The organism is Citricoccus sp. NR2, assembly GCF_027594385.1.
GTDB lineage: Bacteria > Actinomycetota > Actinomycetes > Actinomycetales > Micrococcaceae > CmP2.
Genome location: NZ_CP115154.1, coordinates 291398 through 315789, shown reverse-complemented (window position 1 = coordinate 315789; position 24392 = coordinate 291398). Strand labels below are relative to the sequence as shown.

22 protein-coding genes are annotated in these 24392 nt (G+C 65.5%); 8 read left to right on the top strand and 14 right to left on the bottom strand.

All coding sequences use genetic code 11. The annotated features are described in order from the left end of the window. Positions 1-63: 63 nt before the first annotated feature. Both O1A05_RS01490 and O1A05_RS01485 read right to left on the bottom strand, forming a co-directional pair. Positions 64-1707, bottom strand: a complete 1644-nt coding sequence (locus O1A05_RS01490) for a solute symporter family protein (RefSeq protein WP_270106336.1) — start codon at positions 1705-1707, stop codon at positions 64-66. Beyond that, positions 1704-2093, bottom strand: coding sequence for a DUF485 domain-containing protein (locus tag O1A05_RS01485; protein WP_270106335.1), 390 nt, complete (start codon positions 2091-2093; stop codon positions 1704-1706). Before O1A05_RS01485 ends, O1A05_RS01490 begins: the two co-directional genes overlap by 4 nt. Positions 2094-2255: 162 nt before the next feature. On the opposite strand from O1A05_RS01485, the gene O1A05_RS01480 reads away from it, so the two are divergent. Genes O1A05_RS01480 through O1A05_RS01465 form a run of 4 tightly spaced genes read left to right on the top strand, consistent with a single transcriptional unit; the run spans position 2256 to position 5875 of the window. Continuing rightward, complete coding sequence (locus O1A05_RS01480; RefSeq protein WP_333481996.1) at positions 2256-3098, top strand: sensor histidine kinase; 843 nt, start codon at positions 2256-2258, stop codon at positions 3096-3098. After that, on the top strand, positions 3095-3922 hold the full coding sequence (locus O1A05_RS01475) for a LytR/AlgR family response regulator transcription factor (protein ID WP_270106334.1): 828 nt from the start codon (positions 3095-3097) through the stop codon (positions 3920-3922). The genes O1A05_RS01480 and O1A05_RS01475 overlap by 4 nt, the downstream gene beginning before the upstream one ends. Further along, a complete protein-coding gene (locus tag O1A05_RS01470; RefSeq protein WP_270106333.1) occupies positions 3915-4382 on the top strand; it encodes a hypothetical protein in 468 nt (155 codons plus the stop codon). The genes O1A05_RS01475 and O1A05_RS01470 overlap by 8 nt, the downstream gene beginning before the upstream one ends. After that, positions 4379-5875 carry a sodium/solute symporter gene (locus O1A05_RS01465; RefSeq protein ID WP_270106332.1) on the top strand — a complete coding sequence of 499 codons (1497 nt, stop codon included), beginning with the start codon at positions 4379-4381 and terminating at the stop codon, positions 5873-5875. Before O1A05_RS01470 ends, O1A05_RS01465 begins: the two co-directional genes overlap by 4 nt. Before the next feature lie 28 nt (positions 5876-5903). On the opposite strand, the gene O1A05_RS01460 is transcribed toward O1A05_RS01465, so the two are convergent. The 4 genes from O1A05_RS01460 to O1A05_RS01445 all read right to left on the bottom strand — a co-directional run bounded on the left by O1A05_RS01460 (position 5904) and on the right by O1A05_RS01445 (position 10835). Next, positions 5904-6770: a 3-hydroxyacyl-CoA dehydrogenase family protein gene (locus O1A05_RS01460; RefSeq protein ID WP_270106331.1), complete on the bottom strand. Its 867-nt coding sequence runs from the start codon at positions 6768-6770 to the stop codon at positions 5904-5906. Beyond that, complete coding sequence (locus tag O1A05_RS01455; RefSeq protein ID WP_270106330.1) at positions 6767-7594, bottom strand: enoyl-CoA hydratase/isomerase family protein; 828 nt, start codon at positions 7592-7594, stop codon at positions 6767-6769. The genes O1A05_RS01460 and O1A05_RS01455 overlap by 4 nt, the downstream gene beginning before the upstream one ends. After that, positions 7594-8832: a thiolase family protein gene (locus O1A05_RS01450; protein WP_270106329.1), complete on the bottom strand. Its 1239-nt coding sequence runs from the start codon at positions 8830-8832 to the stop codon at positions 7594-7596. Before O1A05_RS01450 ends, O1A05_RS01455 begins: the two co-directional genes overlap by 1 nt. 236 nt (positions 8833-9068) lie before the next feature. Next, entirely contained in the window at positions 9069-10835 is a 1767-nt protein-coding gene (locus O1A05_RS01445; RefSeq protein ID WP_270106328.1) for a thiamine pyrophosphate-binding protein, read from the bottom strand. 149 nt (positions 10836-10984) lie between these two features. On the opposite strand from O1A05_RS01445, the gene O1A05_RS01440 reads away from it, so the two are divergent. Continuing rightward, the gene (locus O1A05_RS01440; protein WP_270106327.1) at positions 10985-11452 is read left to right on the top strand and encodes an Lrp/AsnC family transcriptional regulator; all 468 of its coding nucleotides are present in this window, start codon (positions 10985-10987) and stop codon (positions 11450-11452) included. Positions 11453-11534: 82 nt separating this feature from the next. Here the strand turns inward: O1A05_RS01440 and O1A05_RS01435 are convergent, their stop codons facing one another. Further along, positions 11535-12881: an MFS transporter gene (locus tag O1A05_RS01435; protein WP_270106326.1), complete on the bottom strand. Its 1347-nt coding sequence runs from the start codon at positions 12879-12881 to the stop codon at positions 11535-11537. A gap of 111 nt (positions 12882-12992) precedes the next feature. Next, complete coding sequence (locus O1A05_RS01430) at positions 12993-14120, bottom strand: acyltransferase family protein (protein ID WP_270106325.1); 1128 nt, start codon at positions 14118-14120, stop codon at positions 12993-12995. A gap of 124 nt (positions 14121-14244) precedes the next feature. Between O1A05_RS01430 and O1A05_RS01425 the strand changes: the two genes are divergently transcribed. Continuing rightward, entirely contained in the window at positions 14245-15942 is a 1698-nt protein-coding gene (locus O1A05_RS01425; protein ID WP_270106324.1) for a gamma-glutamyltransferase, read from the top strand. 28 nt (positions 15943-15970) lie between these two features. Here O1A05_RS01425 and O1A05_RS01420 read toward each other — a convergent pair whose 3' ends face one another. Then, on the bottom strand, positions 15971-16660 hold the full coding sequence (locus O1A05_RS01420) for a biliverdin-producing heme oxygenase (RefSeq protein WP_270106323.1): 690 nt from the start codon (positions 16658-16660) through the stop codon (positions 15971-15973). Between the two features lie 175 nt (positions 16661-16835). Between O1A05_RS01420 and O1A05_RS01415 the strand changes: the two genes are divergently transcribed. Continuing rightward, positions 16836-17705 carry a siderophore-interacting protein gene (locus tag O1A05_RS01415; protein ID WP_333481995.1) on the top strand — a complete coding sequence of 290 codons (870 nt, stop codon included), beginning with the start codon at positions 16836-16838 and terminating at the stop codon, positions 17703-17705. A gap of 62 nt (positions 17706-17767) precedes the next feature. Beyond that, on the top strand, positions 17768-18598 hold the full coding sequence (locus O1A05_RS01410) for a lytic transglycosylase domain-containing protein (protein WP_270106322.1): 831 nt from the start codon (positions 17768-17770) through the stop codon (positions 18596-18598). Here the strand turns inward: O1A05_RS01410 and O1A05_RS01405 are convergent. The 5 genes from O1A05_RS01405 to O1A05_RS01385 form a co-directional block, all read right to left on the bottom strand. After that, positions 18568-18897: a hypothetical protein gene (locus tag O1A05_RS01405; protein ID WP_270106321.1), complete on the bottom strand. Its 330-nt coding sequence runs from the start codon at positions 18895-18897 to the stop codon at positions 18568-18570. The genes O1A05_RS01410 and O1A05_RS01405 overlap by 31 nt on opposite strands. A 208-nt stretch (positions 18898-19105) precedes the next feature. Next, positions 19106-19849: an SDR family NAD(P)-dependent oxidoreductase gene (locus O1A05_RS01400; protein WP_270106320.1), complete on the bottom strand. Its 744-nt coding sequence runs from the start codon at positions 19847-19849 to the stop codon at positions 19106-19108. After that, on the bottom strand, positions 19849-20679 hold the full coding sequence (locus tag O1A05_RS01395) for an SDR family NAD(P)-dependent oxidoreductase (RefSeq protein ID WP_270106319.1): 831 nt from the start codon (positions 20677-20679) through the stop codon (positions 19849-19851). Before O1A05_RS01395 ends, O1A05_RS01400 begins: the two co-directional genes overlap by 1 nt. Positions 20680-20698: 19 nt before the next feature. Then, complete coding sequence (locus O1A05_RS01390; RefSeq protein WP_270106318.1) at positions 20699-21973, bottom strand: dihydrolipoamide acetyltransferase family protein; 1275 nt, start codon at positions 21971-21973, stop codon at positions 20699-20701. A gap of 61 nt (positions 21974-22034) precedes the next feature. Beyond that, positions 22035-24263 (bottom strand): dehydrogenase E1 component subunit alpha/beta, encoded by a 2229-nt coding sequence (locus O1A05_RS01385; RefSeq protein ID WP_270106317.1) that lies wholly within the window; start codon positions 24261-24263, stop codon positions 22035-22037. Positions 24264-24392 lie beyond the last annotated feature (129 nt).

Sequence of the window (24392 nt, the reverse complement as noted above, 5' to 3'; positions counted from 1 at the left end):
GGATCCGTGCGGGGGCGCTGAGGTGATGCAGGCTCTGGCCTGCGTATCGGCTTCGCAGCCGGTCTAGTGTTCCACCGCTTTCTCGGCGCCAACGCCGGTGAGCGAGCGGATCTCCATTTCGGCTTGTTTCGCCGGATCCTCGTTGTCCTTGGAGGTGACCGAACCGAGCCAGCCCAAGAAGAAGGCCAGCGGGATCGACACCAGGCCGGGGTTGGTGAGCGGGTAGAGCGCCAGGTCGATCTCGGGGAAGAACGAGGTCGGAGCGCCCCACACCACGGGCGAGAAGAAGATCAGCGCCACTGAAGAGCCCAGTCCGCCGTACATCGACCACAGCGCGCCGCGGGTGGTGAACCGGCGCCAGAACAGCGAGTACAGGATGGTCGGCAGGTTCGCGGAGGCCGCCACCGCGAACGCCAGCGACACCAAGAACGCCACGTTCTGGCCCTGGGCGCCAATGCCGCCGGCGATCGCCAGCAAGCCAACGACGATCACCGTGATGCGTCCAACCCGGACCTCGCCCTTCGAATCGATCTGGCCCTTCTTGATGACCTGACCGTAAATGTCGTGAGCGAACGAGGCGGAGGCGGTGATGGTGAGTCCGGCCACCACCGCGAGGATGGTGGCGAACGCGACGGCCGCGATCAGTCCCAGCAACAAGGTGCCGCCGAGCTCGTAGGCCAGCAGCGGAGCCGCCGAGTTCTGACCGCCCGGTGCGTTGTTGATCTGCTCGGGGGTGAGCAGGGCCGCAGCGCCGAAGCCGAGCACTAGGGTGAACAGGTAGAAGGCGCCGATGAGCACGATCGCCCACACTACGGACTTGCGGGCCTCCTTGGCGGTGGGCACCGTGTAGAACCGCATCAGCACGTGCGGCAGGCCGGCGGTGCCGAAGACCAGGGCGATGCCCAGGGAGATGAAGTTCAACTTGGTCATGAAGTCCGCGCCGTACTGCAGACCCGGCTCGAGCAGGCCCGGTTCACCGGAGACCTCCACGGCCTGGCCGAGCACCTCGGAGAAGTTGAACCCGAACAGGGCCAGGATCCACACGGTCATCACGGCGGTGCCGGCGATGAGCAGGGTGGCCTTGATGATCTGGACGTAGGTCGTGCCTTTCATGCCGCCGATGAACACGTAGACGATCATCAGCATTCCGACGACGGTGATCACCAGGGACTGGCCGGCCCGGCTGTCGATGCCGAGCAGCAGGGAGACCAGCGCGCCGGCACCGGCCATCTGAGCGAGCAGGTAGAACACGCAGACCGCCAGTGTTGAAGCAGCGGCGGCGATGCGTACGGGGCGCTGCTTCAGTCGGAAGCTGAGCACGTCGGCCATGGTGAACTTGCCGGTGTTGCGCAGCATCTCGGCGACGGCGAGCAAGGCGACCAGCCATGCCACCAGGAAGCCGATGGAGTACAGGAAGCCGTCGTAACCGTAGATGGCGATGGCGCCCACGATGCCGAGGAACGAGGCGGCCGAGAGGTAGTCACCCGCGATGGCCACGCCGTTCTGGGTGCCGGAGAAGGACCGGCCGCCCGCGTAGAAGTCCGCTGCGGTTTTCGTGTTCTTCGAGGCGCGCAACACCAGCCACAGGGTGATGCACACGAACACCAGGAAGATGCCGATGTTCGCCCACGGGTTGCCCACATGGGTGCTGAGAGTTTCCTCCTGGGCCAGGAGCTGACCGGAAGCGAGAGTCGTCAGGGTGCTCATGCGCGTCCCTCCTTCGGTGCGGGTGCGGCGGGCTCGTCATCGGGAAGACCGACGCCGGCCGCCTCTAGTTCCTCGCGGATCTCGGTGGAGGGCGGGTCCATCTTGCGGTTGGCGAATGACACGTAGATGCCGGTGATGACGAAGGTGCTGACGAACTGCAGCAGCCCCATCACGATGCCGACATTGATGTTGCCGAGGACCTTGATGGCCATGAATTCTGGGGCGAATGCCGCTAACAGGATGTAGACCAGGTACCAGATCAGGAAGATGGCCATCATCGGGAAGACGAAGCTGCGGTGTGTTTTCCGTAGCTGCTGGAACTGAGGCCGGGCCTGCACCTCCTGATAGTCAACGTGCCCTGAGGTGGGGGCGTGAGCTGAACTCATCGACTGCTCCTTCGCGTGCGAGAGTATGAATGGGTGTGACGTGGACCACATTGCCGCACGGTTTGGGTGAATGAGAAGCGCGTTGGTCAGGTGGTGCGGTGAACGGTGGACGTCAGGCGCTGAACGGTCGGTGAGCTGGGCTCCTGGCTTACCATGGTGTTCATGATCCAGCTCACTCCTCTCGGCATTGCCCTGCTGATGCTGGGTGGGCTGATCCTCGTCATCGTGCTGTTGGTGTTCACACGACGCCGGTCCGCGCAGCATTTTCGGCGGGTGCACGGCGCCGATGACGCCGACGTCGCAGGAGCAGTCGGTGTGGCCGAGGCTGAGACGTCCGCCGAGGAACACTACCGGAAGCTTGCCGAGGACACGCACAACCACCTGGTGGAGGCGCAACTGCGCAGCCTGCGCGCCCAGATCTCCCCGCACTTCATCTACAACAGCCTGAACGTGATCGCCTCGCTGATCCCCACCGATCCGGTGCGAGCGCGGGAACTGGTGCTGGAGTTTGCCGATTTCACCCGATACTCGCTGCGCTCGGACACCGATTTCACCACCCTGGCCGAGGAGCTGGACGCCGTCGAGCGTTACGTGCTGCTGCAGAAGGCCCGCTTCGCCGACCGGATCCAGGTGTCGCTGTCGATCGCCCCGGAAGTGCTGGGCATGGAGGTGCCGTTTCTGGCGGTGCAGCCGCTGGTGGAGAATGCCATGCGGCACGGACTGAAGGACACCGATGAGGTCGGCTACGTGCATCTGAGCGTGCGCGATGAGGGCACCCACGCCGTCATTAGTGTGGAAGATGGCGGGGTGGGGGCGGATCCGGAGTACATGGCACAGGTGCTGCGCGGTGAGGCCGAGGGGTCGCACATCGGGCTGCGCAATGTGGACCTGCGGCTGCGCCAGGCCTACGGTGGCGACCACGGGCTGACCATTGATACCGCCCCGGACGCCGGCATGCGCGTCTGGCTGCGGATCCCGAAATTTAGGACGGTGACCGCCGGATGACCCCGCATCGACACGCGCCCAGCACCCTGGAGATCCTCGTCGTCGACGACGAAGCCCCCGCCGTCGCCGTCCTCGAGTGGATGCTGCGCGACGAGCCCTGCGCCGGCACCGTGCACACGGCAGCCTCCGCCACCGCGGCGTTGCGGGTGCTGGCCGACCACCCGGTCGACGTCGTGTTGCTCGACATTCACATGCCCGGCCCCTCCGGTCTGGACCTGGCCCGGCAGTTGCGCTCCGGTGAGTCTGACCCGCCGCAGATTATTTTCGTGACGGCGGATGCCCAGCCCGCCGTGGAGGCGTTCGAACTGGAGGCCCGGGACTACCTGCTCAAACCGGTGCGGGCCGAGCGCCTGCATGCCGCGCTGCTGAAAGTGGCGGCGGATCGGTATGGGGGTGCGAACGGCGCCGGGTCTGAGGTGGACGGCGCGGGCGAGGAAGACACCCGGGTGGCGGTGCTGCAGGGAGATTCCACACTGCTGATCCAGATCGCCGAGATCCGGTGGGCCCAGGCACAGGGGGACTACGCCCGGCTGCACACCGAGACCGGATCCTACCTGCTGCGGATCACCCTCAACGAGCTGGAACACCAGTGGGCGGAGCAAGGGTTCATGCGCATCCACCGCTCCCACGCGGTGAACCTGAACCATGTGCGCCGAATCCTGCACCGACAGGGGCGGATGTCGGTGCAGCTGCACGGCGCCGAGGCCGCGGAACTTCAGGTGTCGCGACGCTCGATGCCCCAGGTGCGGGAGCGGCTCGAGGAGCTCACGGTGCGGGCCCGGTCTCGCGGGGGAGGCGACGACGTCGGTGGCGCCGATGCCTGAACTGCCGCCCCGACTCGCCCCGGCCGACCCCGCCGAGCCCACCGACGTGTTCGCCCCGCTGCGCGGCCACCGGGTGCGGGTGCTGGGTCCTCGCCGGGCGCCGAGCCTGACCGAGGTGCTGCTCGACCCCACCCGCGGGCATCTGCGTGAGGACGCCGACGACGCCGCCCTGCGCGCCCTGATCCGCCACCAGCTGCGCCTGGCCGTGGGCATTGTAGGCGGGTTTTTCGCCGTCGTCGTGCTGACCGTGGTGCTCATCGGGACGGGCGCAGCCGACCGGTGGACCGTGGCGTCCGTGCCGCTGGAGTGGCTGATTCCGGCGGCGGTGCTGCCGGGACTGCTACTCGTGCTGGGGTGGATGTTCGTGCGGCGCACCGAGGCCCGCGAGGCGCGGTGGGCCCGTGAGACCGGCCCCGATTCCGACCCCGCTGCTGCCGGAACCGCGGGGGAGCGCCCATGACGATCTCCCTGGCCGTGATCGGCGTCGTGTGCGTGGTGACCTGGGTGATCTCCGTGTATGGGCTGCGGCTGTCCCGCACCACCAGCGACTTCTACGTGGCCTCGCGCCGGGTACCGCCGTGGCTGAATGCCTCCGCCATCGCCGGCGAGTACCTCTCGGCCGCCAGCTTCTTGGGTGTGGCCGGCCTGATCCTCGCCTACGGTACGCACGGGCTGTGGTTCCCCGTGGGCTACACCGCCGGATTCCTGGTGCTGTTGGTGTTCGTGGCCGCCCCGCTGCGCCGATCGGGTGCCTACACCATCCCCGATTTCGTCACCCTGCGCCTGCCCTCGGCCCCGCTGCGCCGGCTCACCGCCATGATCGTCGTGTTCACCGGGTGGTTCTACATTGTCCCGCAGCTGCACGGTTCCTCCCTGGCCCTGCGCGCCACCACTGATCTGCCCGGGTGGGTGGGCCCGGTGATCGTCGTCGCCGTCGTGCTCCCGATTGTGATGTCTGGGGGCATGCGCTCGGTGACCGTTGCCCAAGCGGTGCAGTACTGGCTGAAGCTCTCCGCGCTGCTGATCCCCACCGTGTTCATCCTGTTGCGGCTGGGGTTGCTGGACGCGCCCGCGCTGCCGGACGCTTCCGCGGTGTTCGTGTCCGGGCTGGTGGAGGGCCCCGGCGGTGACGGCACGGCGCACCTGTACCGCATTCTCTCCCTGGTGGCCGCGCTCATGCTGGGCACCCTCGGCCTCTCCCATGTGCTGGTGCGGTTCTACACCAACCCGGATGGCCCCTCGGCCCGGCGCACCACCCTATTGCTGCTGGCCCTGCTGGTCGGGTTCTACCTGTTGCCGGTGGTGCTCGGAGTGACCGCCCGCGCCGTGCTGCCCACCACCTCCGCCGACTCCAGCGACCAGGCCATTCTGCACTTGCCGGCCACGGTCTTCGACGGCGCCACCGGGGATATGCTCACCGCGCTCGTGGCCGGGGGCGCCTTCGCCGCGTTCCTGTCCACCGCCTCCGGGCTCGTCGTCTCGATCTCGGGGGTGGTCTCCCAGGAGTTCTTCGGCGGCACGGTGCGCGGGTTCCGGATCGGCGCGATGGTTGCGATCGTGCTCCCGCTCATTCTCACCGGTCTCACCAGTGATCTGGCCCTGGCCGGGTCCGTCGCCATGGTGTTCACCTTCACCGCGTGCTCCCTGGCCCCGGTGATGCTGCTGGGCATTTGGTGGCGCGGCTTGACGACGACGGGCGCGCTCGCAGGCATGCTCGCCGGTGCCAGCATGTGCCTGGTGGCCCTGGTGATCGGGATCGCCCTGGACTCGCAGACGCCGGGTGCGGGGGAGTCAGGGTTGGCGGTGCCGCTGCGCTACCCGGCCCTGTGGTGCATCCCGTTCGCGTTCGCCGTGACCGTGCTGGTCAGCCGTTTCGGCCCCACGGCCCCTCCGGCCTCCGCCGATGAGGTCCTCGCCCGCCTGCACACCCCGGAACGCGCCCGGTCCACGTAGCCGGGCCAGCAACCCAGTCCAGGCTGGATCACTCGTAGCGGTAGAACCCCTGGCCCGATTTCCGGCCGAGTTCGCCGCGGACCACCATGTCGCGCATCAGCTGCGGTGGGGCGAAACGCTCGCCCAGCTCACCGGCCAAGTACTCGGCGATGCCCAGCCGCACGTCCAGTCCCACGATGTCGGTGAGCGCCAGTGGCCCCACCGGGTGCTTATATCCGAGCACCATCGCGTTGTCGATGTCTTCCGGCGCAGCCACGCCTTCTTCCACCATGCGGATCGCCTCCAGGCCCAGAGCCACCCCCAGGCGTGAAGAGGCGAAACCCGGTGCATCATTGACGACGACCGGGGTCTTGCCTATCCCCGCCACCCACTGCACCGACAGTCCGCGCAGTTCTTCACCGGTGGCCTCGCCGTTGACGATCTCCACCAGCTTCGAGGCAGGAACCGGATTGAAGAAGTGCAGGCCGCAGAATCGCTCCGGGCGGCGCAGGCGAGCGGCGATCCTGTCGATGGACAGCGACGAGGTGTTCGACGCCAGCCACGCGGTGTCAGCCAGGTGCGATTCCACCTCGGTCAGCGAGGACACCTTGAGGTCAAAGTCCTCCGGCACCGCCTCGATCACTAGCTCACACGCCCCAAAGTCGGCGTGGTGCAGAGACACGGTGAGCCGGTTCAGCCACTCCTCGGCCGAGCCCGTGATGACCTGGCGCTCGAGGGACTTCGCCACATCGCGCTCAATGCGCTCTCGCGCTGCGGTTGCCGAAGCATCGTCGCGTTCCACGACGACGACGCTGGCGCCGGAGATCAGGAATGCATGGGCGATGCCGGCGCCCATACGCCCGCCGCCCAGCACCCCCACCTGGGCGGGAACAGTGCCAGATGTTTTGATGGTCATCGGGTCTCTCCTGAGTCGGTAGAACGAGCGGACTTCTTCGCGAGGAACGCGTCCATCCGCTCGAATTTGGCATCAGACTCGAACGCGATGGCCTGAGCTATTTCGTCCACGTGAGGGTGGGCCTCCCGCGGCAGGTGGAACACCCGCTTGGTCAACCGCACCGCCAGCGGATCCTGGGCGCCGATGCGGTCGGCGAGCCCGTGGGCGGCGTCGAGCAGCTCCTCCGGGGCGTGCAATTCCGAGACGAGGCGCAAGTCCAGGGCTTCCTCCGCCGTGAGAATGCGCCCGGCGAGCAACAGCTCCAGGGCCACTGGTTCCCCGACGAGCTCTTTGAGCCGCCACATGGCCCCGGCCGCAGCGGTGATGCCGAGCCCGGTCTCCGGCTGCCCGAGTTTCAGGTGCGGGGTGGCCAGGCGGAAGTCGGCGGCGTAGGCCAGCTCGGCCCCGCCGCCCAGGGCGTACCCGTCGATGGCCGCGATCACCGGCATCGGCAGTCGGTGCAGCCGGTCGAACAGTTGCGAGTTCACCCCGCGCAGCGCGTCGTCGCGTCGGCGTTCCCGCAGCTGGCCGATGTCGGCGCCCGAGGCGAAAATCCCCTGGCGCTTCCCGGTTTTCGGGTGTTCCATCTCGGTCCCGGTAATGATCAGCATGCGCGGCTCGCGCTCCAACCAGTCGGCCAGCGCGTGGAATTCGGACACCATGGTCTCGTCAATGGCGTTGCGCACCGCCGGGCGGTCCATGCGCACGACGACGCGGTCGGGGCGTGCGTCATCGAGCAGCACCCGCAGTGCGGTGAAGTCCTGGTTCAGCTCGGTCACGTTCATCACACCCGCTCCACGAGTAGGGCGGCGCCCTGACCGACGCCAATGCACATGGTGGCCAGTCCCTTGTCGGTTCCCTCGCGTTCCATGCGGCCCAGCAGGGTGATCACGATGCGCGCACCGGAGGAGCCCAGCGGGTGGCCCAGGGCGATGGCACCGCCGTCGTTGTTCACGATCTCTGGGTCCAGGCCCAGCCGGCGGATCGAGGCGATGGACTGGGTGGCGAAGGCCTCGTTGATCTCCACGGACCCCAGATCGTCCACGGACCAGCCGGCACGGGCCAACACCTTCTCGGTGGCGGGGACCGGGCCCAGCCCCATGATCTCGGGTGCCAGTCCGGCGGAGGCGCCGGTGACCACGCGCGCCCGCGGGGTGAGCCCGTATTTCTCGATGGCGCGTTCGGAGGCGACCAACACAGCCGAGGCGCCGTCGTTGAGCGAGGAGGCATTGCCCGCGGTCACGACCTCGCCGCCGCGCACCACTGGCCGCAGCTTAGCCAGCGACTCCAGGGTGGTGTCGGGGCGTGGGCCCTCATCGGTGTCGACGATCGTCACGTTGCCCTTGCGGTCGGTGATCTCCACCGGCACGATCTCGGCGGCGAAGCGTCCTGCTGCCACGGCCTCGGCCGCGCGACGCTGTGATTCGACGGCGAACGCGTCTGCTTCCTCGCGGGTGATCCCGTCCACCCGGGCGACTTCTTCGGCGGTCTCCGGCATCGAGAAGGTGGCTTTGCCGTCGCGGGAGAGCTCCCCGGAGGTGAACTTCGGGTTCACAAAACGCCACCCGATAGAGGTATCGAACACCTCGCCGGGCTTGGCGAAGGGGGTGCGCGGCTTCTCCATCACCCAAGGGGCCCGCGACATGGATTCCACGCCACCGGCGAGCACCAGGTCGGCCTCGCCCGCCTTGATCATCTGCGAGGCCATGGTGATGGCGGACATGCCCGAGGCGCAGAGGCGGTTCACGGTGATGCCTGGAACCGTGTCGTCGAACCCGGCGAGTAGCCAGGCCATGCGCGCCACATTGCGGTTCTCCTCTCCGGCGCCGTTGGCGTTGCCGAGGATCACCTCATCCACGTCAGCGGGGTTGATGCCGGCGTCGGTGACCACCTGTTTGATGGTCAGCGCCGCCAGGTCATCGGGGCGCACAGAGCTCAGGGCGCCGCCGTAGCGGCCGACTGGGGTGCGCTTGCCGCCGACCAGGAACGCTGCCGGTGCGGCGGAGGGAACGAATGCGGTCATGATCTTTAGACTCCTCAAGGAACGGGTGCGGTCATCAGCGACCGATGCTCAGGTAAAAACTGACCAATCGGTCACTAAGTCTCTGCTGACGAGGATACCGCGTCAGGCCCGCTCGAGGGAACGGGGCGGCACTGGTGCTCAACCTAAGGTGAGCCCGCGCGTGGCGTCCAGGGGTGCTGGGTATTGTGCCTAAACGGGTATGGATCGGCGCCTCCGCGCGCAAGAACGAGCCCGGCTCAGGCGTTGGGTCCGAACACCGACTCCCGCATGTACTCCGCCACGAAACTCTGCGACACCGGCACATCCAGCACGAACACGCCGGTCTCGTGGGTGTCGATCCACTCGCGCAGTCGCTGCAGGTCCGCCAGGCGGTGCATGCGCATCCCGTCGGCACCCAGGGCCCGGCCGAGTGCGGAGAAGTCGACGTCGTCGATCAGCATGGCTTCATCGTCCAGCCCCTTGACGGCGTACTGGTGCAACTCGGCACCATAAGCAGCATCGTTGACGGCGACGACGATCGCCCGGGTGCCTGCGGCCCGCGCGGTGCGGATCACGGTCTCCAGGTCGGCCAGGGCCATCAGCCCGCCGCCGTCGCCGGTGATCATCACGGTGGTGTGGTCGGGCCGAGCCATGGTGACCCCGCCGGCCGAGCCGAATCCCAGGCCGATGGACTGGAAGGCGGTGCCCACCGCGACGAGGCCGCGCGGATCCGGTACCGAAAGGTACATGGGCGCCCAGCCGAGGAAATGTCCGCCGTCCATCACCAGGGAGCGGCGCTGCGGCAGCACGTGCTCCAACTCGGCAAACACGACACGCGGATTGAGCCGCCCGTCCGGACCCAGCTCCGTGGTGTCCTCCACGGGTGCTAGCGCGCCGAATTCGGGGGTGGTCACGAACGCTACCTCATCGCGCCAGGTGTTCTCCGGGGTCGGAGTCGCAGCGACCAGGTCGAGCAGCGCTGGCGCCAACGCGGCCAGGTCCCCGTGCACCGTGTGTAGCGGATTCTCCAGGGCGGGGGCGGGCGCGTGCGGGTCGGACTCGAGCCGGATCACGGTAGCATCAGCGGCGAACAGGGTGCCGTAACGCAGTTGGAAAGTGTTCATCGAGGCGCCGGCCACCACGACGACGTCGGCCTGGCGTGCCACTTCGAGACGGTGGCGGCGGGTGAATCCCCCGGCGATGCCGAGGTTCCAGGGGGAGTCGACCACATTGCAGGCGGTGAAGGAGTTCATGTAGAGCGCGCCCAGGTGGTCGCCCACCTGTTCCAGAGTGTTACCGGTGTGGGAGAGCACCACGCCGCGGCCGGAGAGGATCAGCGGACGGCGTGCCGCACGCAGCAGCTCCGCAGCCTCGGAGAGTCCGGCGCGCTGTGATTCGGTGAGGGCGGGCGCCTCAATGGTTCGCCCAGCTTGCCCTGCCTGTTCCGGGGCAGCCGAGTCGATGGCGTCGCTGTCGGCGGGTTCGACCGGCGCGGTCGCCAGGTCATAGGGCAGTGCCAGTACCACCGGGGACTGCGTCTGTTCGGCGCGATCAAAGGCCCGGTGCGCTTGGGCGGTCACCTCGGTCTCGTTGACCGTGATGACCTCGACGTCGAGCCCCTCACACACCAGGGTCTGGTCGATGTCGAAGAACCGCGCCCCGCTACTGGGGCGGTCGCCCACCAGTAACACCAGCGGAATCCGGGCCAGTCGCGCCTCGGCCAGACCGGTGAGTGCGTTGGTGAAGCCGGCGCCGTAGGTGGTGGTGGCAGCAGCGATCTTCCCGCTGGCCCGGAAATACGCATCCGCCATGGTCACCGTCGCCACCTCGTGGCGTGCCGAGGTGTAGGGGAACCCGGAGTGGGTGAGCTCGGAGATCACGTGGGCGTTGCCGTTGCCCATCAGCCCGAAGAGGTGGTCGGTGCGCTCGCGAATCACTGCCGCAATCGCCATGGCCACGGTGGGCTGGGCGGCCGGTTCGTCGACGGAGTGCTGGGCGCGGGCGGAATCGATGGTGATCGTCATGATCACACTGTGCGTCAGGCTGGCCAGGTCGCACAATATCGATGCGATAATCTGAGCAGAACGTATTCTTCATCGCGAAAACTATGACAATATGCGCACCCGGGTGATGTTCGTCCTGGTGCGTCCGTCGCGAAAGGACCGGTGTCACCATGGTGGATGCCCTCGACGCCCGACTGCTGCTCGCGCTCAATGACGACCCGCACGCCACCGTAGTCGCTCTCGCACAGCGATTGCAGATTGCCCGCAACACCGTGCAGGCCCGGCTGAGGCGGCTCGAGGAGCAAGGTGCGATCACCTCGTTTGCCCGCCGGGTGAACCCGGAAGCGCTCGGCTACGGCCTCACCGCTTTTCTGGGGGTCTCGGTGCAGCAGGGGCGCGACGTCGTCGCCCGTGAAGGGCTCAGTGCGATTCCCGAGGTGGTGGAAATACATGCGGCCACCGGCGATGCCGATCTGCGCCTGCGTGTGGTCGCCAAGGACCCGGCTGATCTGTACCGGGTGACCAATGAGATCGTGGCGGTGCCCGGCGTGGTGCGCACGTCCACCTCGGTGGCGTTACAGGAGCTGCAGCCCTATCGCACCGCCCCGCTGCTGCAGCGCATCGCCGAGAGGCGCTGAGCAACGTAACGGCGCCGCCCTCGAACCAGGAGCTCGAGAAGCGGCGCCGTGCAGTGCGGGGTGATGGGCGGACGCTGAGCGATCAGCGGACCGCGTCCACCCGAGCCTCCGGGTGCAGGTCCGATTTCTCCACGGATTTCGGCACCAGCAACACTCCGATAAGCGAGATCGTGCAGACCCCGGCCAAGTAGAGGCCGATAGTCCAGGACATCCCGGTGTTGCCCAGCAGCAACTCCGCGATCATCGGGGCGAACGCGCCGCCGATAATCGAACCGAAGGCGTAGCCGATAGAAGCCCCCGAGTAGCGCACCTTGGCCGGGAACATCTCCGCATACAGGGCCGACTGAGGGCCATAGGAGGGCCCCAGGCCGATGGTCACGACCACGATGGCCAGGGTGAACAGCCATAGCACGCCGGAGTCAATCAGCCACCACATCGGGATCACCCACACGATCAAGATGCCGTAACCGATCGTGAAGGTGACTTTGCGTCCGATTTTGTCCGAAATCCAGCCGCCGAACATCGTGAATACCAGCCAGCCGAAACCGCCGATGAGCGACGCCACCAGGGTCTCCGGGCGGCTGAAGCCCAGCACATTGGCACCGTAGGCGGCGAAGAACGCGATCACCATGTAGCCCACCGCGTTGTTGCCGGCGAAAATCATCATCGCCAGCACCACGTTTTTGGTGTGCCCCTTGAACAGGTCGCCCAGCGGGGCGGAGGCTTCCTTCTTGAGGTTCTGCATCTCCTTGAACACCGGGGACTCGTCCACGGAGCGACGAATGAGATACCCGACGACGATCAGCACCACCGACGACAGGAACGGGATCCGCCAGCCCCAGGTCAGGAACGCTTCCTCCGACATCGAGGTGGTGAGAATGAACATGAAGCTGGTCGCCAGCAGCATACCCAACGGCACGCCGATCTGCGGGTACGCGCCAAACAGGCCGCGCTTGTCGCGGGGTGCGTGCTCCACCGACATCAGTGCCGCACCGCCCCACTCGCCGCCGGCAGAGAAGCCCTGCACAATGCGCAGCAGAATCAGCAGGATCGGTGCCCAGATGCCGATCTGAGCGTAGGTCGGCAACAGGCCGATCAGTGCGGTGGCCACGCCCATGCCCACGAGGGTGAGAACCAGAGCCACCTTGCGGCCGTGCTTGTCGCCGAGGTGCCCGGCGATGATCGCCCCGAGCGGGCGGAACAGGAAGCTGATGCCCAGCGAAGCCCACGAGACAATCTGCGCCAGCGCTGCATTGTCAGCGCCGAGCGGTGTGAAGAACAGCGGAGCCAGCACGAATGCTGCCGCCTGGGCGTAAATGAAGAAGTCGTACCACTCGATGGTGGTGCCGACGAGCGTGCCGGCGAGGACCTTCTTCTCTTCGCGTGTGCGGCGGTTCGTGCCGGCCTGTGGTGCCACGGATGTGGTCATGACGTCTCCCCAAAAGGTGTGCGAGTACTGGATGACTTACTGACCGAGCGGTCGGTTCGTTGATCCATGATACACAACGTGAGTCGGGTCACAATCCCTGTGTCCGGTGCCTCATGAGCGACGGCGTAGCGGCGGCCACGTCAGCAGCCGCTCCAGTGGGCCCACGCCCCAGCGCCTCCACCACAGGTGAGCCCCGAGGATCAGTCCGAGCGACATGGTCACGGTCACCGCGTACCCGCCGGCCAGGGTGTCAGGCCCGGGCCGCACGAGTACGGCGAGCAACACCAGATGCAGCACATACAGTGTCAGCGAGAGCCGCCCTGCCGACACCAGTGCCGCGCCCCAGCGGCGCAGCGGTTCCTCCAGCAGAAGGCACAAGCTCATGACGGCGACGGCGGAACCCGAGCCAGAAATCAGCCACAACGGCATCTGTGAATGATCAACGGCGCTCCACAGCCGGTCCAGCCCCGGGTCTTCGCCTGGTTGGCCGAACATCCCGATGAGCAGCCGGGACACCGCGAACCCGATCACGGCAGTAGCCGCACCGCCGGCTAGCAGCGTCCACTGCGTGCGTCGCCGTCTGAGATCGACCCGGCCCAGCGCCATGCCGAACACAAACGGCACCACCCACACCACCACCGGGTAGGCACCGGAGAAGAAGATCTTGTGCAGTAGCGGCCCCGGGGCATCCGTCAGCGCGGCCGGATTGAAATCGTAGGTCACCCCGGTCCACACCTGCAGTTGAATCCACAGCACGGGCCCGAGCGCCAGCATCACCACGGTGATCATCACCAGCAGCCATCCCGGCGCCCGCGCCAGCGGCAGCCCGATGAGAAACAGCACCCCATAGCACGCCAAGATCACGCTCACCTCGTGGTCCAGCAGCTGCAACCCCAGGCCTAGACCCAGCAACAGCACGGCACGCCAGAGGAGTGTCCGCCAGGGCAGTGGCGCCCTTTCGGTTCGTGCGGCGCGCGTCATCAGGGAGATCCCGATTCCGGCCAGGATCATGAACAACAGCGAGGCTCGTCCCCGCGGCAGCTCGTAGATCAGCCCGGCCACCCCGTCATTGAGGTCCGGCCCCACGTTCACCGCAAGCATGCCGATAATGGCCAGCGCGCGAGCCGCGTCCAGTCCCACCATACGGCGGCGCGTTGGCCGCCCGCCCACCGTACTGGCGCCTCCCGCGGCGGAGGCGGAGCGGGCGGGCTCGGTTGGATCTGGGTCAGGTGGGGTCATCGCAGGCTCGTCGAGGGTCGAGGTCTAGGTGCAGAGGGAAGTCTAGCCGCCGCACCTCGGAATGTTCTGCTCGGCGTGTTACCGTTTGTCGAGCCTGTCCGCGAATGCAGAAGGATCCTGCCCGATGAGCTTTGCCACCCGAACCGGGCCCGCCTGGCTGACGCTGGCTGGTCTGGCCCTGGTCGCCACCGCCTGTGCCTCCACCGAACCGGAGCCGAGACCTTCCGACACCACGGATCCCGCCGCATCCGGTACCGCGGCGCCTAGTCCCACGGACACCCCGACCACCGCCTCACCCGAGGCCGCCTCCGTGCTGAACCAGGAGGGTGTGGCCGCGGCCCATCCCGACGCCGTGGCGGCCGGGATCACCGTGCTGGAATCCGGCGGCAATGCCGTGGATGCCGCCATCGCCGCCGCCTTCGCCATCGGCGTGGTGGAACCCTACGCCTCCGGGATGGGCGGCGGTGGAGCAGCCCTCATTGCCGGCCCGGAGCATGACCCGGAAGCCTGGGACTACCGAGAGGTGGTGGCCGAAAACGGCGAGATACCAGCCTCCGGCACCGGCGTTCCCGGCATGGTGGCCGGCATGGCCGCGCTCCACGAAGAGCACGGCAGCCTCGAATGGTCGGACCTGATCACCCCGGCCCAGGAACTCGCTGCTGAGGGATCGACCGTCACCGAATTGCTCGCCCAGCGGCTACGCAGTGATTTTGGGCCCGCCTCCATCCAGGGGCTCGATGCGTTTCACGACGACGCCGGCCAGCCACTCGCCGAAGGCGACACCCTCATCCAACCCGAGCTCGCCCAGACTCTGAGCAGGCTCGCAGAACAGGGGGCCGAATCGTTCTACACCGGTGAGCTCTCGGAGCAACTCACCCACGTCGATGGGCTCGACGCCGCCACCCTGGATAACTATGAGCCGGAACGCACTACCCCGGTGAGTGGGACGGTGGGGGAGTACGAGGTACTCTCGGCCGCCCCACCGCTGCCCGGTGCCGCCGTCATTCAGCAGCTCCAGGTCAGCGAGGGCCTCGACGCCGCCAGTGCGCAGCCCGGCAGTGCCGACTACATTGACGCGCTCTCGCGTGCCTGGCTCGTCGCCGATGCCTCGGTGAGCGAGCACTTCGGCGACCCGGATTTCGTGGACGTCCCCGTCGACGAGTTGGTCGACGCCGAGGCCAATCAGTCCCTGGCGCAGAACGCGAGCCTCCGCACGTCCAGCACCTCGTCGGAAGAACGCGACCCTGTGGAACCGGGCAACACGACGCACCTCACCGTGGTCGATGACACCGGGATGATGGCGTCGATGACGAACACGCTAACCAGCTTCTGGGGCGGTTCCGCCTCCGAGAACGTCGGCGGGTTCTTCCTCAACGATCAGCTCAGCCGATTCAATGCCATCGATACCCCGAACAATCAGCCAGAGCCGGGTCGAAAATCCGTGAGTTGGTCGGCGCCGTCGATGCTGCTCGACGCCGAAAACCGCCCCGTACTGGGCATCGGCACCCCCGGCGGGCGCCAGATTCCGAACATTCTCACCGCTGTGTTGGTGCCGTGGGCGCTGCAGGGCGCTTCGCTCGAGGAAGCCGTCGCCGGTCCGCGGCACAGCCTGCAAAACGGTGTGCTCGCCCTGGAATCCGAACCCAGCTCCGAGGTCGCCGACCTCATCCGCAACAACGGCTGGGACACCCAGGTGACCACCCGTGCCGATGCCGTGTTCGGTTCCGTCCAGGCGCTAGAAATCGACTACGACGCAGGAGAGGTCATCGGCGCCCGCGACACCCGCCGCGACGCCGACGTCACCATCATCGAGGCTGACTGATCGGAACGAGAACCGAGGAACCCTGGGCTCAGAATCCGGCCGGAGCCAGTGAATCCGAGTAGGTACCGAGCTCTTCGAAGACCGCCTTGTTGTAGGTGAATCCGCGATTGGCCTCGGCGATGAACTCATCCTGCTGTGCGGGCGTGAGGCCCAGGGCATCGAGCTGATCCCGGTAGGCATCCTTATACAGCTTTGGCTTCTCGATCGACGCGAAGGTGTACATGTTCAGCTGGTCGTCGCTGACCTCATAGTGACGCTGGACCAGACGGGCGATCGCCAACCCGCCGGACAGGTCACCGAGGTAGCGCAGGTAGTGGTGTGCGGTCAGCCGTGCCGGATCGTTCGCCACCTCGCGCAGGCGCTGGGCGTACTCGGCGGTAGACGAGAGCTCCACTGGCTCTCGGTTCAAACCAGCGGCAGGCAGTAGTGCATCCAGATCGGCGCGAATCGCAGCCCGGCGGTCCAGTCGCGGATCCAGCAGGTCAGCCACCCCGGGGACCTCGGTAGTCGCCCGCAACTGGTCAGCAGCATCGTCGAGGGCGTTGTAAATGTAGAAGTATTGGCTGACCAGCAGGGCGTAGTCGCGCACCGAACGTTTTCCGCTCATCAGCTGGGTGATGAAGGAAACGGTCTCGGCAGACTGGTGGTCTTCGGCGGTCATCGTGCGCACGCGCACGGACAAGGACTCGGGGTGCTCGAGGCGGGAGTGTCGTGTCATGGGAACCTGCAACCTGCTTGGTGATGAACACCCGGCAATGAAGCCGTGGTGAGGACAGCCTCATTATGTCGAGAGGGAAGCCTTACTGCAATCTCCAATTTCCGAGTGATTTATTGTGGAGATGACCGGCGCCGTCACTGTGGCGCAGATTCTCCGACGAGACGAGGAGGTCTTTGTGACCGAATCAGCATCCCCAACCCCCGCTGTCACGCGGAAGCGGAAGCCGCAAGTGGTGATGGACGTTGTCGCGACCGAGCGCATGAATGAGCACTTCCAGCGCCTGACCTTCGGTGGTCCCGGATTCGAGACGTTCCAGAACATTGATGCCACCGACAAGTACATCAAGCTGCTGTTGCCGCCGGACCCCTCGCTGGGCTTGACGCCGCCCTTCGACTTGGACGCGTTGCGTGCCGAACTGCCCAAGGAGCAGCTGCCCGTGCGCCGCACCTACACTGTGCGTTCGGTGGATACCGAAGCTGGCACCCTGACCGTCGATTTTGTCCTGCACGGCGACGACGGCGTAGCCGGTCCGTGGGCAGCCCGCGTTCAGGTTGGGGAGCAGGTGCAGTTCGGTGGCCCCGGCGGAAAATACCATCCGGACCCCGATGCTGATTGGCATCTGCTGGCCGGCGATGAAGCCGCGCTTCCAGCCATCGCCGCGGCACTGGAAGCCATGAGCGACGACGCCGTGGGTGTGGCCCACATCGAGGTCGCCACCGCCGACGACGAATGGGACCTGATCGCTCCGGCCGGCGTAGAGATCATCTGGCATCACCGCGGTGGAGCATTCACTCCCGATACCTCACGGCTGGGACAGGCGGTGCGCAACACTCCCTGGCGCGATGGCGTCGTGCAGACCTTCATCCACGGCGAGCGGGAAGTGATGAAGGGGCTGCGCAGGTACCTCACCGATGAGCGCGGCGTCGAGCGTGCGCGGCTGTCCCTGTCCGCGTACTGGGCCTTTGGTCGCGCCGAAGATGCGTTCCAAGCGGAGAAGAGCACCCCGATTGGTCAGATCTACGACGAGAAGGGTCTGCAGTACTGAACCAGCCTGACTCCGGTGAATACTGAGTGGTAGCAGCAGAAACGTGAGAGATAATGGAGGAGATGTCGGCCTCTCGCTCCTTCGCGCTGTCCACTGTGCTGTTCTTCGTGATCACCGCGGTGAGCGTCGTCGTGCTCGGTCTCGTGGTGGTGGGCGGCTACCTGGCGGTGCGCCTGGTGGTCGAATCGTCGCAGCCGGAGGATTATGAGGTCAGCCGGGACCCCAACGCGGCTCCGAGGGATTTGGCCACCGAGCAGCCGTTGAGCTCCGATGGCGAGGACCTGCTGGCCGGTGTCAGCACTGCAGATGATCAGGTCGTGATTTCTGAGCTGGTCGACCCGGTTTGGGTGGCTGAGGTGTCCGATGCCACGGGCATTCCCTCTCGTGCGCTGGCTGCCTACGCCGGGGCCGATGCACACCTGCGGCAGACCCAGGATTGCTCGGTAGGCTGGAACACCTTGGCCGGAATTGGTTTCGTGGAATCCCGACATGGCACCCTCCAGGGCGGGACCATTGAGGCCGACGGGGTGGCGCGCCCGGAGATCATCGGCATCGCCCTGGACGGCACCACCACCGCCCTGATCTGGGACACTGACGACGGGGTGCTTGACGGCGACCCGGAGTACGATCGTGCCGTGGGGCCCATGCAGTTCATCCCGGAGACCTGGAACCGCTGGGGCGTGGACGGCTCCGGCGATGGCGTGGCCAGCCCGCACCAGATCGACGATGCTGCGCTGACGGCGGCCCGTTACCTGTGCCGGTCGCGCAGCGGACTGGAAGACTCCAGCTCCTGGATCGCGGCGATCCGTTCCTACAACGACTCGGTGGAGTACCAGAACCAGGTGGCCGAGGCGGCCTCGCGTTATGCGGCGGAGGCGTCGGCGGAAGGCTGAGCCTTCTTCTTGCCCTTCTTGTCTTTGTTGTCCTTGTCGCGCAGGAAGATCAACGGCAGCACCCACGAGCCGATCGCGGTGACCACCCAGACCACTACGGTGGCGGCGATACAGGTGCTCAACCCGGTGATCTGCAACCCGCCTGCGAACAAGGTGGCCACGAACAGCGCCACCCAAGTCGAGAGCAGCCCGATGAGGCTGATCAGTGCGGAGGCGTAGCGCTCGATCAGTTTCATGATGATCGGGGTGAAAATGGTCTGGGCTACGGCGAAGATGACGGTGGCTGTCAGAAACCCCAAGAAGGTCACCCGGAAGTCGTCGAACAGCAGGGTCGCGGCACCGAGACCGAGGGCGGCGCTACCGAGGTAGATGGTGGTGCGGATGAGAAGTCCTCGCAGGATGTCTTCATTTCAGCGTCGGAAGAGTGGTGCAACAACCGCATTACCACCCTCTCAGCGTATCCGGTACCCCGGTGCAGCACACGGCTCAGGGCGGCCGATGGGCGCCCTACTGCATATAGAGGCCGCCGTTGATGTGGATGACCTCACCGTTGATGAACGAGGACGCATCCGAGCAGAGAAACAACACGACGGAGGCCACTTCTTCCGCCGTGCCGAACCGTCCCAGTGGGGTTTGCGCTAACAGCGCCTCGCCCGAGCCATCAACAAGCCGGTCGGTCATGGAGGTGCGGATGATGCCCGGTGCCACTGAGTTCACACGAATGCCACGGTGCCCCACTTCAAGCGCCAGGCTACGTCCAAAAGCCGTGACCGCAGCCTTCGTCGCGGCGTAGTGTGCGTGGGTGCGGCTGCCCCTGGCCCCGGCTAACGAATCAAAATTGACGATGCTCGCGTGGTCGTTTAGATAGGGGAGTACCGCTTGGGTCACGGTAAACACGGCATCCAAATTCACGGAGATCGTGTGCCGCCACTGGTCCCAGGTCATCTCAGCGACGGGCTGATCGCGATAAATGCCGGCGGCTGGGATGAGCGCGTCCAGCCCGGGTCCCTGCTCGACGATGGTGATCACCTGTTGGAGCGTTGCCGACTCGACGAGATCTCCGGCTACCGTCTGGTGCCCGCGATCTGTGCCCAGCTGCTCTAGCAGCTCGTGCAACCTTTTTTCGTCGCGATCGACCAGCACCAGTTCGGCACCGGCAGCAGCCAAGAGTCGTGCACAGTCCCAACCAATACCGCCGGCGGCGCCGGTAATAAGGACGCGACGTCCAGAGAAGTCATACTGCACCATCATCAGCTGTCCCTCCTGTTCGGGATGCCCTGTTCGTGGCCGTACCAGGCCCCATCTACCGTGAGCCCGCCGTCGGCCATCAACGTATGCCCGGTGATGAATGACGCTGCCGAGGTACACAGGAACACAATCGGTTCGGCGATCTCCACCGGCTGGGCGAAACGCTTCAGCGGAGTCCGCGCCTCGATCAGATCTGCGCGCAATTGTCCCTGATCGACCAGCGCCTGGTTCAGCGGAGTGTCGACGTAGCCCGGTCCCACCGAGTTCACACGGATACCGTGTGGCGCCCACTCGACGGCCAGCGTTCGGGTCAGTCCTCCCATGCCTGCCTTGACGGTGGTGTAACTGAGTCGGTGCGGCATGCCGACCACCGACGCCACGGAGGAGAGATTGACGATGGCGCCGCCTGACTCCGCAAGCAACGGAAACGCGGAACGACTGATGCGCATCGTGCCCCCGAGATGGATATCGACCACGACATTCCAATCCTCATCGGTGGTGTGCTCGGCAGGAGTCGGACGGGCGATGCCAGCGCTGTTCACCAGCGCGTCGAGGCGCCCTTCAACGGTCTGGATGGAGTCGACGGCGGCGTCCACGCTTGCCTTATCGGTGACATCGCAGTGCACGCCACGGGCACGACCGGGTCCGTAGTCCCGATTCAATGCACCAATGGCCGCCTTCATTTGGTCGGCATTGAGATCCAACAACACGACTTGACCGCCGCGAGCGCACCACAGCTGGGCGGTGGCGAAGCCGATACCTGAAGCTCCGCCGGTCACGGCCATGATGGCCCCCGGCTGGGGCAGGACGGCGGGGTGGGATGTAGTGTTCATGGTCGTCTTCCTCTCGTGCTCAGGCCAGCAGGCCCAGCGGGTTTTCCAGGCGCTGCCGGAACGCAGCGAGAAGTTGGGCACCGACAGCGCCGTCGATGGCCCGATGGTCGGCAGATAAAGTTGCCGTCATCTGGGTGGCGATGTGCAGTTGGTCCGTGCGTACCACGGCGCGTTTCTCTGCGGCTCCCAGAGCGAGGATCCCGGCTTGCGGAGGGTTCAAAATGGCAGAGAACTCTTTGGTGCCGAACATGCCGAGATTGGACAGACTGAACGTGCCGCCTTCCAACTCCTGCTGGCGGATCTTTCCGCTGACGGCACGCTGCTTGTAGTCCGACAGTGTTTCCGTCAGCGCTGAGATCGACAGTGATTCCACCTGCCGGACGACGGGCGTCAGTAGCCCGCCGTCGGTGGCGATGGCGACAGCGATGTCGGCCTGTCTGAAATGGCGCACATGATCTCCGCCCCAGGCAACATTCGCCTCTGGCACGTCGCGAAGGGCTAACCCGAGCGCTTTCACACACAAGTCGTTGACCGAGACCTTCGAGCGGGAGCCACGTTCAATATCTGCTGCCAGCGAGGTATTGATTTTCGCGCGCAATTCGAGCAGAGCGTCCATGTCGACGTCGACACTGACGTAGAAGTGCGGCACCTGAGTTTTGGACTCGGTGAGGCGGCGGGCGATGGCCTTACGCATGGGGGTTAACTCGACCCTGTCGAAGCTGCTATCACCGGACTCCTCATGGACGACGTTGTTGACCTGGTTCACGTGCGCCGTGCTGACGGCGTTCTCAACGTCGCGGCGTAGGATTCGGCCGCCCGGTCCGGACCCGGTCACCGTACTGATATCGATGCCGCGCTCGCGGGCACGGCGCCGTGCCAGAGGAGAGATCAAAATCCGTGGCGCCTCGGCAACGCTACTTGCTGGCTCAGGAGCGGCTTCGGGAGCCGGTTGAGTGGGTGCATGAGCATCAGCATCAGCGTCCGTAGAGTCTGATTGCGGCTCGTTCGGTGCCGCCGCGTCGGAGAGGAATGCTTCCAGTTCCTCGTTGGTTTCTGACCCGTCGGAGAGCAGGAGAATGGGGGCACCGACGTGGACCGTCGAACCAGCCTCGACCAGTATCCGACTCACCGTTCCGGAAGCCTCTGCTTCGAGTTCGACGGTGGCCTTTTCTGTTTCGATATCGGCCACAGCCTGGCCTCGCGATACGGTGTCGCCGACGGCCACGAGCCAGCTCTGCACGACGGCGTCGGCTGCGTCCGCCACGATGGCGGGGAGGGTGATGATACTTGCCATGGAAGGTGTCCTCAGCTTTTCTGTGCTGTCTTCGGAAATCCGGTCGAAAGGAAGAAATGGATTAGCGCTTCGGTGACAGCCCAAGGTTTCGTGCGGCGCGATCGAACCCGTGATGAACGTCATCCAGATCGGCGTTGGCTGCTGCCTCGAGCACCTTCGAGATCGATGGGGCGGCTTCTCGTCCCGTTACACGTTCTACGGGCTGATCCAGGTGGTCGAAGAACCGGCGTTGAATCTCTTCGGCCACCCACGTGCCGTATGAGGTGCCCAACGGTCCCTGCTCGACGATCAGAACGTTGTTCGTCTTCTTGATCGACTCGCCCACGGTGGCCCAGTCGAAGGACGCGCGATCGAGCCATCGCAGATCGATCACCTCGGCATCCAGATCCTCACGCTCCTCCGACGCTTGCAGCGCTAACTCCACCATGTTGAGATAGGAAAGCACGGTCAGGTCTTTCCCTTCCCGACGGATAGCCGCTTGTCCCACCGGAAGTCGATAGTCGGGAGCTCGATCGGGCACCGTCGATTCCTGCCCATACAAATCGACGTGCTCCAGCACGAGGACTGGATCGTCGAGGTCCAAAGCTGAGTTCATCAGCCCGATATAGTCCGCAGCGTTTGATGGTGCCACAATGCGCCAGCCGGGACTGGTGGCGAAGATTCCCGCCGGATCCATGGAGTGCTGGGACCCGTAGCCCGCGCCCATCGCGACTTTGGATCGGAGGACGACCGGCATAGATGTCTGCCCGCCAAACATATGTCGGGCCTTGCCGATCTGGTTGAAAACTTGGTCGGCGGCGACGAACAGGAAATCTGAGTACATAAACTCAACGACGGGCTTGAACCGGGCGGTCAGCGCCAACCCGCCGGCCAGGCCGGCAAAGGCATTCTCGGAGATGGGAGTACCGAGCACTCGCTCGGGGAAAGCCTCTTTGAGACCGCGTGTCGCACCATTGGTGCCGCCCTTTAAACGGTGGATGTCTTCGCCCATCACCACGATGCCCGGATCATCCGACATCCGGTGATGCAAGACGTCGGCGATGGCATCCACGAACCGAACAGGGGTGACAGGGTCGTGAGCTAGATCATCGAGGATGGCCACCTCGTTGGAAAGATCTGGCTCGGAGCGGATCCCATGGTCCACCGTATTCGGATCCGGCCACAGCTCTGGCCGAATGCGCCGAGCCTGGGCCCGTTCGCTCGTGGGATCGTCTTCGGTGAGATTCTGGACGATCTCCTCGACGGTCTCATCGATGCGTTGGATGAGGTCGCGGGTGTCTCCATCAGACAAAAGGTCTCGGCGTTGCATCTCTGTGATGACGCGCTGGATCGGGTCTCGTTGCCGCCACTGCTTCTCTTCATCCTTGGTCCGGTAACCGAAAGCACTGCCAGGGAAGGGACCGTTCTGGTGGAAATATCGGTAGGTGTCCGCTTCGATCAGGGTCGCGCCGGCGCCGGAACGCATATGCTCGACGGCTTGCTGCTGGGCCATGTAGACCGCGAGGGGATCCATGCCATCGACGTACCACGATCGAATCCCGAATCCGGGGCCACGTAGCGCCAGCCGGGACTCGGCGGTGACTTCGTCCACATGGGTGGAAACCGCGTAGTGATTGTTCTCAACAAAGAAGCACAACGGTAGCTTCCAGGCAGCCGCCAGGTTGAAGGTCTCTAACGTGGACCCGATATTGGAGGCACCGTCGCCGAAGTAAGTGACGGTGACGCCGCCGGTATCTTGGCCTGCGTTATCCTGTCGTTGTTCGTGCCGCTGCGCCCACGCGTTTCCAGCGGCTAGCGGTACCCCGCCGCCGACGATGGCGTTGGTGCCTAGTGCGCCCGCCTCCATCCACTGCAAGTGCATGGAGCCGCCGCGACCACCGGAGAACCCGCCCGAGAGTCCGAGAACCTCCTGCAAGGTCCGTTGCAGGAACTCGACAATCTCATCGCCTTTGATGCCATCTACCGTGCGATATCCCTCAGGGCGAAGGTAATGCAGTCCTTTGGCGATGAACTGATGATGACCCCGGTGGGTGCCGTTGACGCCGTCGGCCGCACGCAAGGCCAGCACAGAGCCGACCGCAGCGCCTTCTTGGCCGATGCTGGAGTGTGCCGGCCCGTGCACTAATCCGGAACCAGCCAGTCTCAGCACAGCTTCTTCGAAGGACCGAATCGCCTGCATCTCCACCAGCATCGACTCCAGGAGGGCCGGATCGACGCTATCCCAATCCTCCGGTGTGGTTCGCAGTTGCGTCACGTCGGTCGAATAATCGAGGGGCACATTCTCAGGCATTGTTCTCCGAAGGGTCGTGGGTTCGATACATCCGTTGCATCGACACCAGGCGCTCGTGGTTTGAATCACACCGTAGCATCGCTATTGGATCCAATTCAAGGACTTGAGTGCCCTCATTGGTGAAAATTG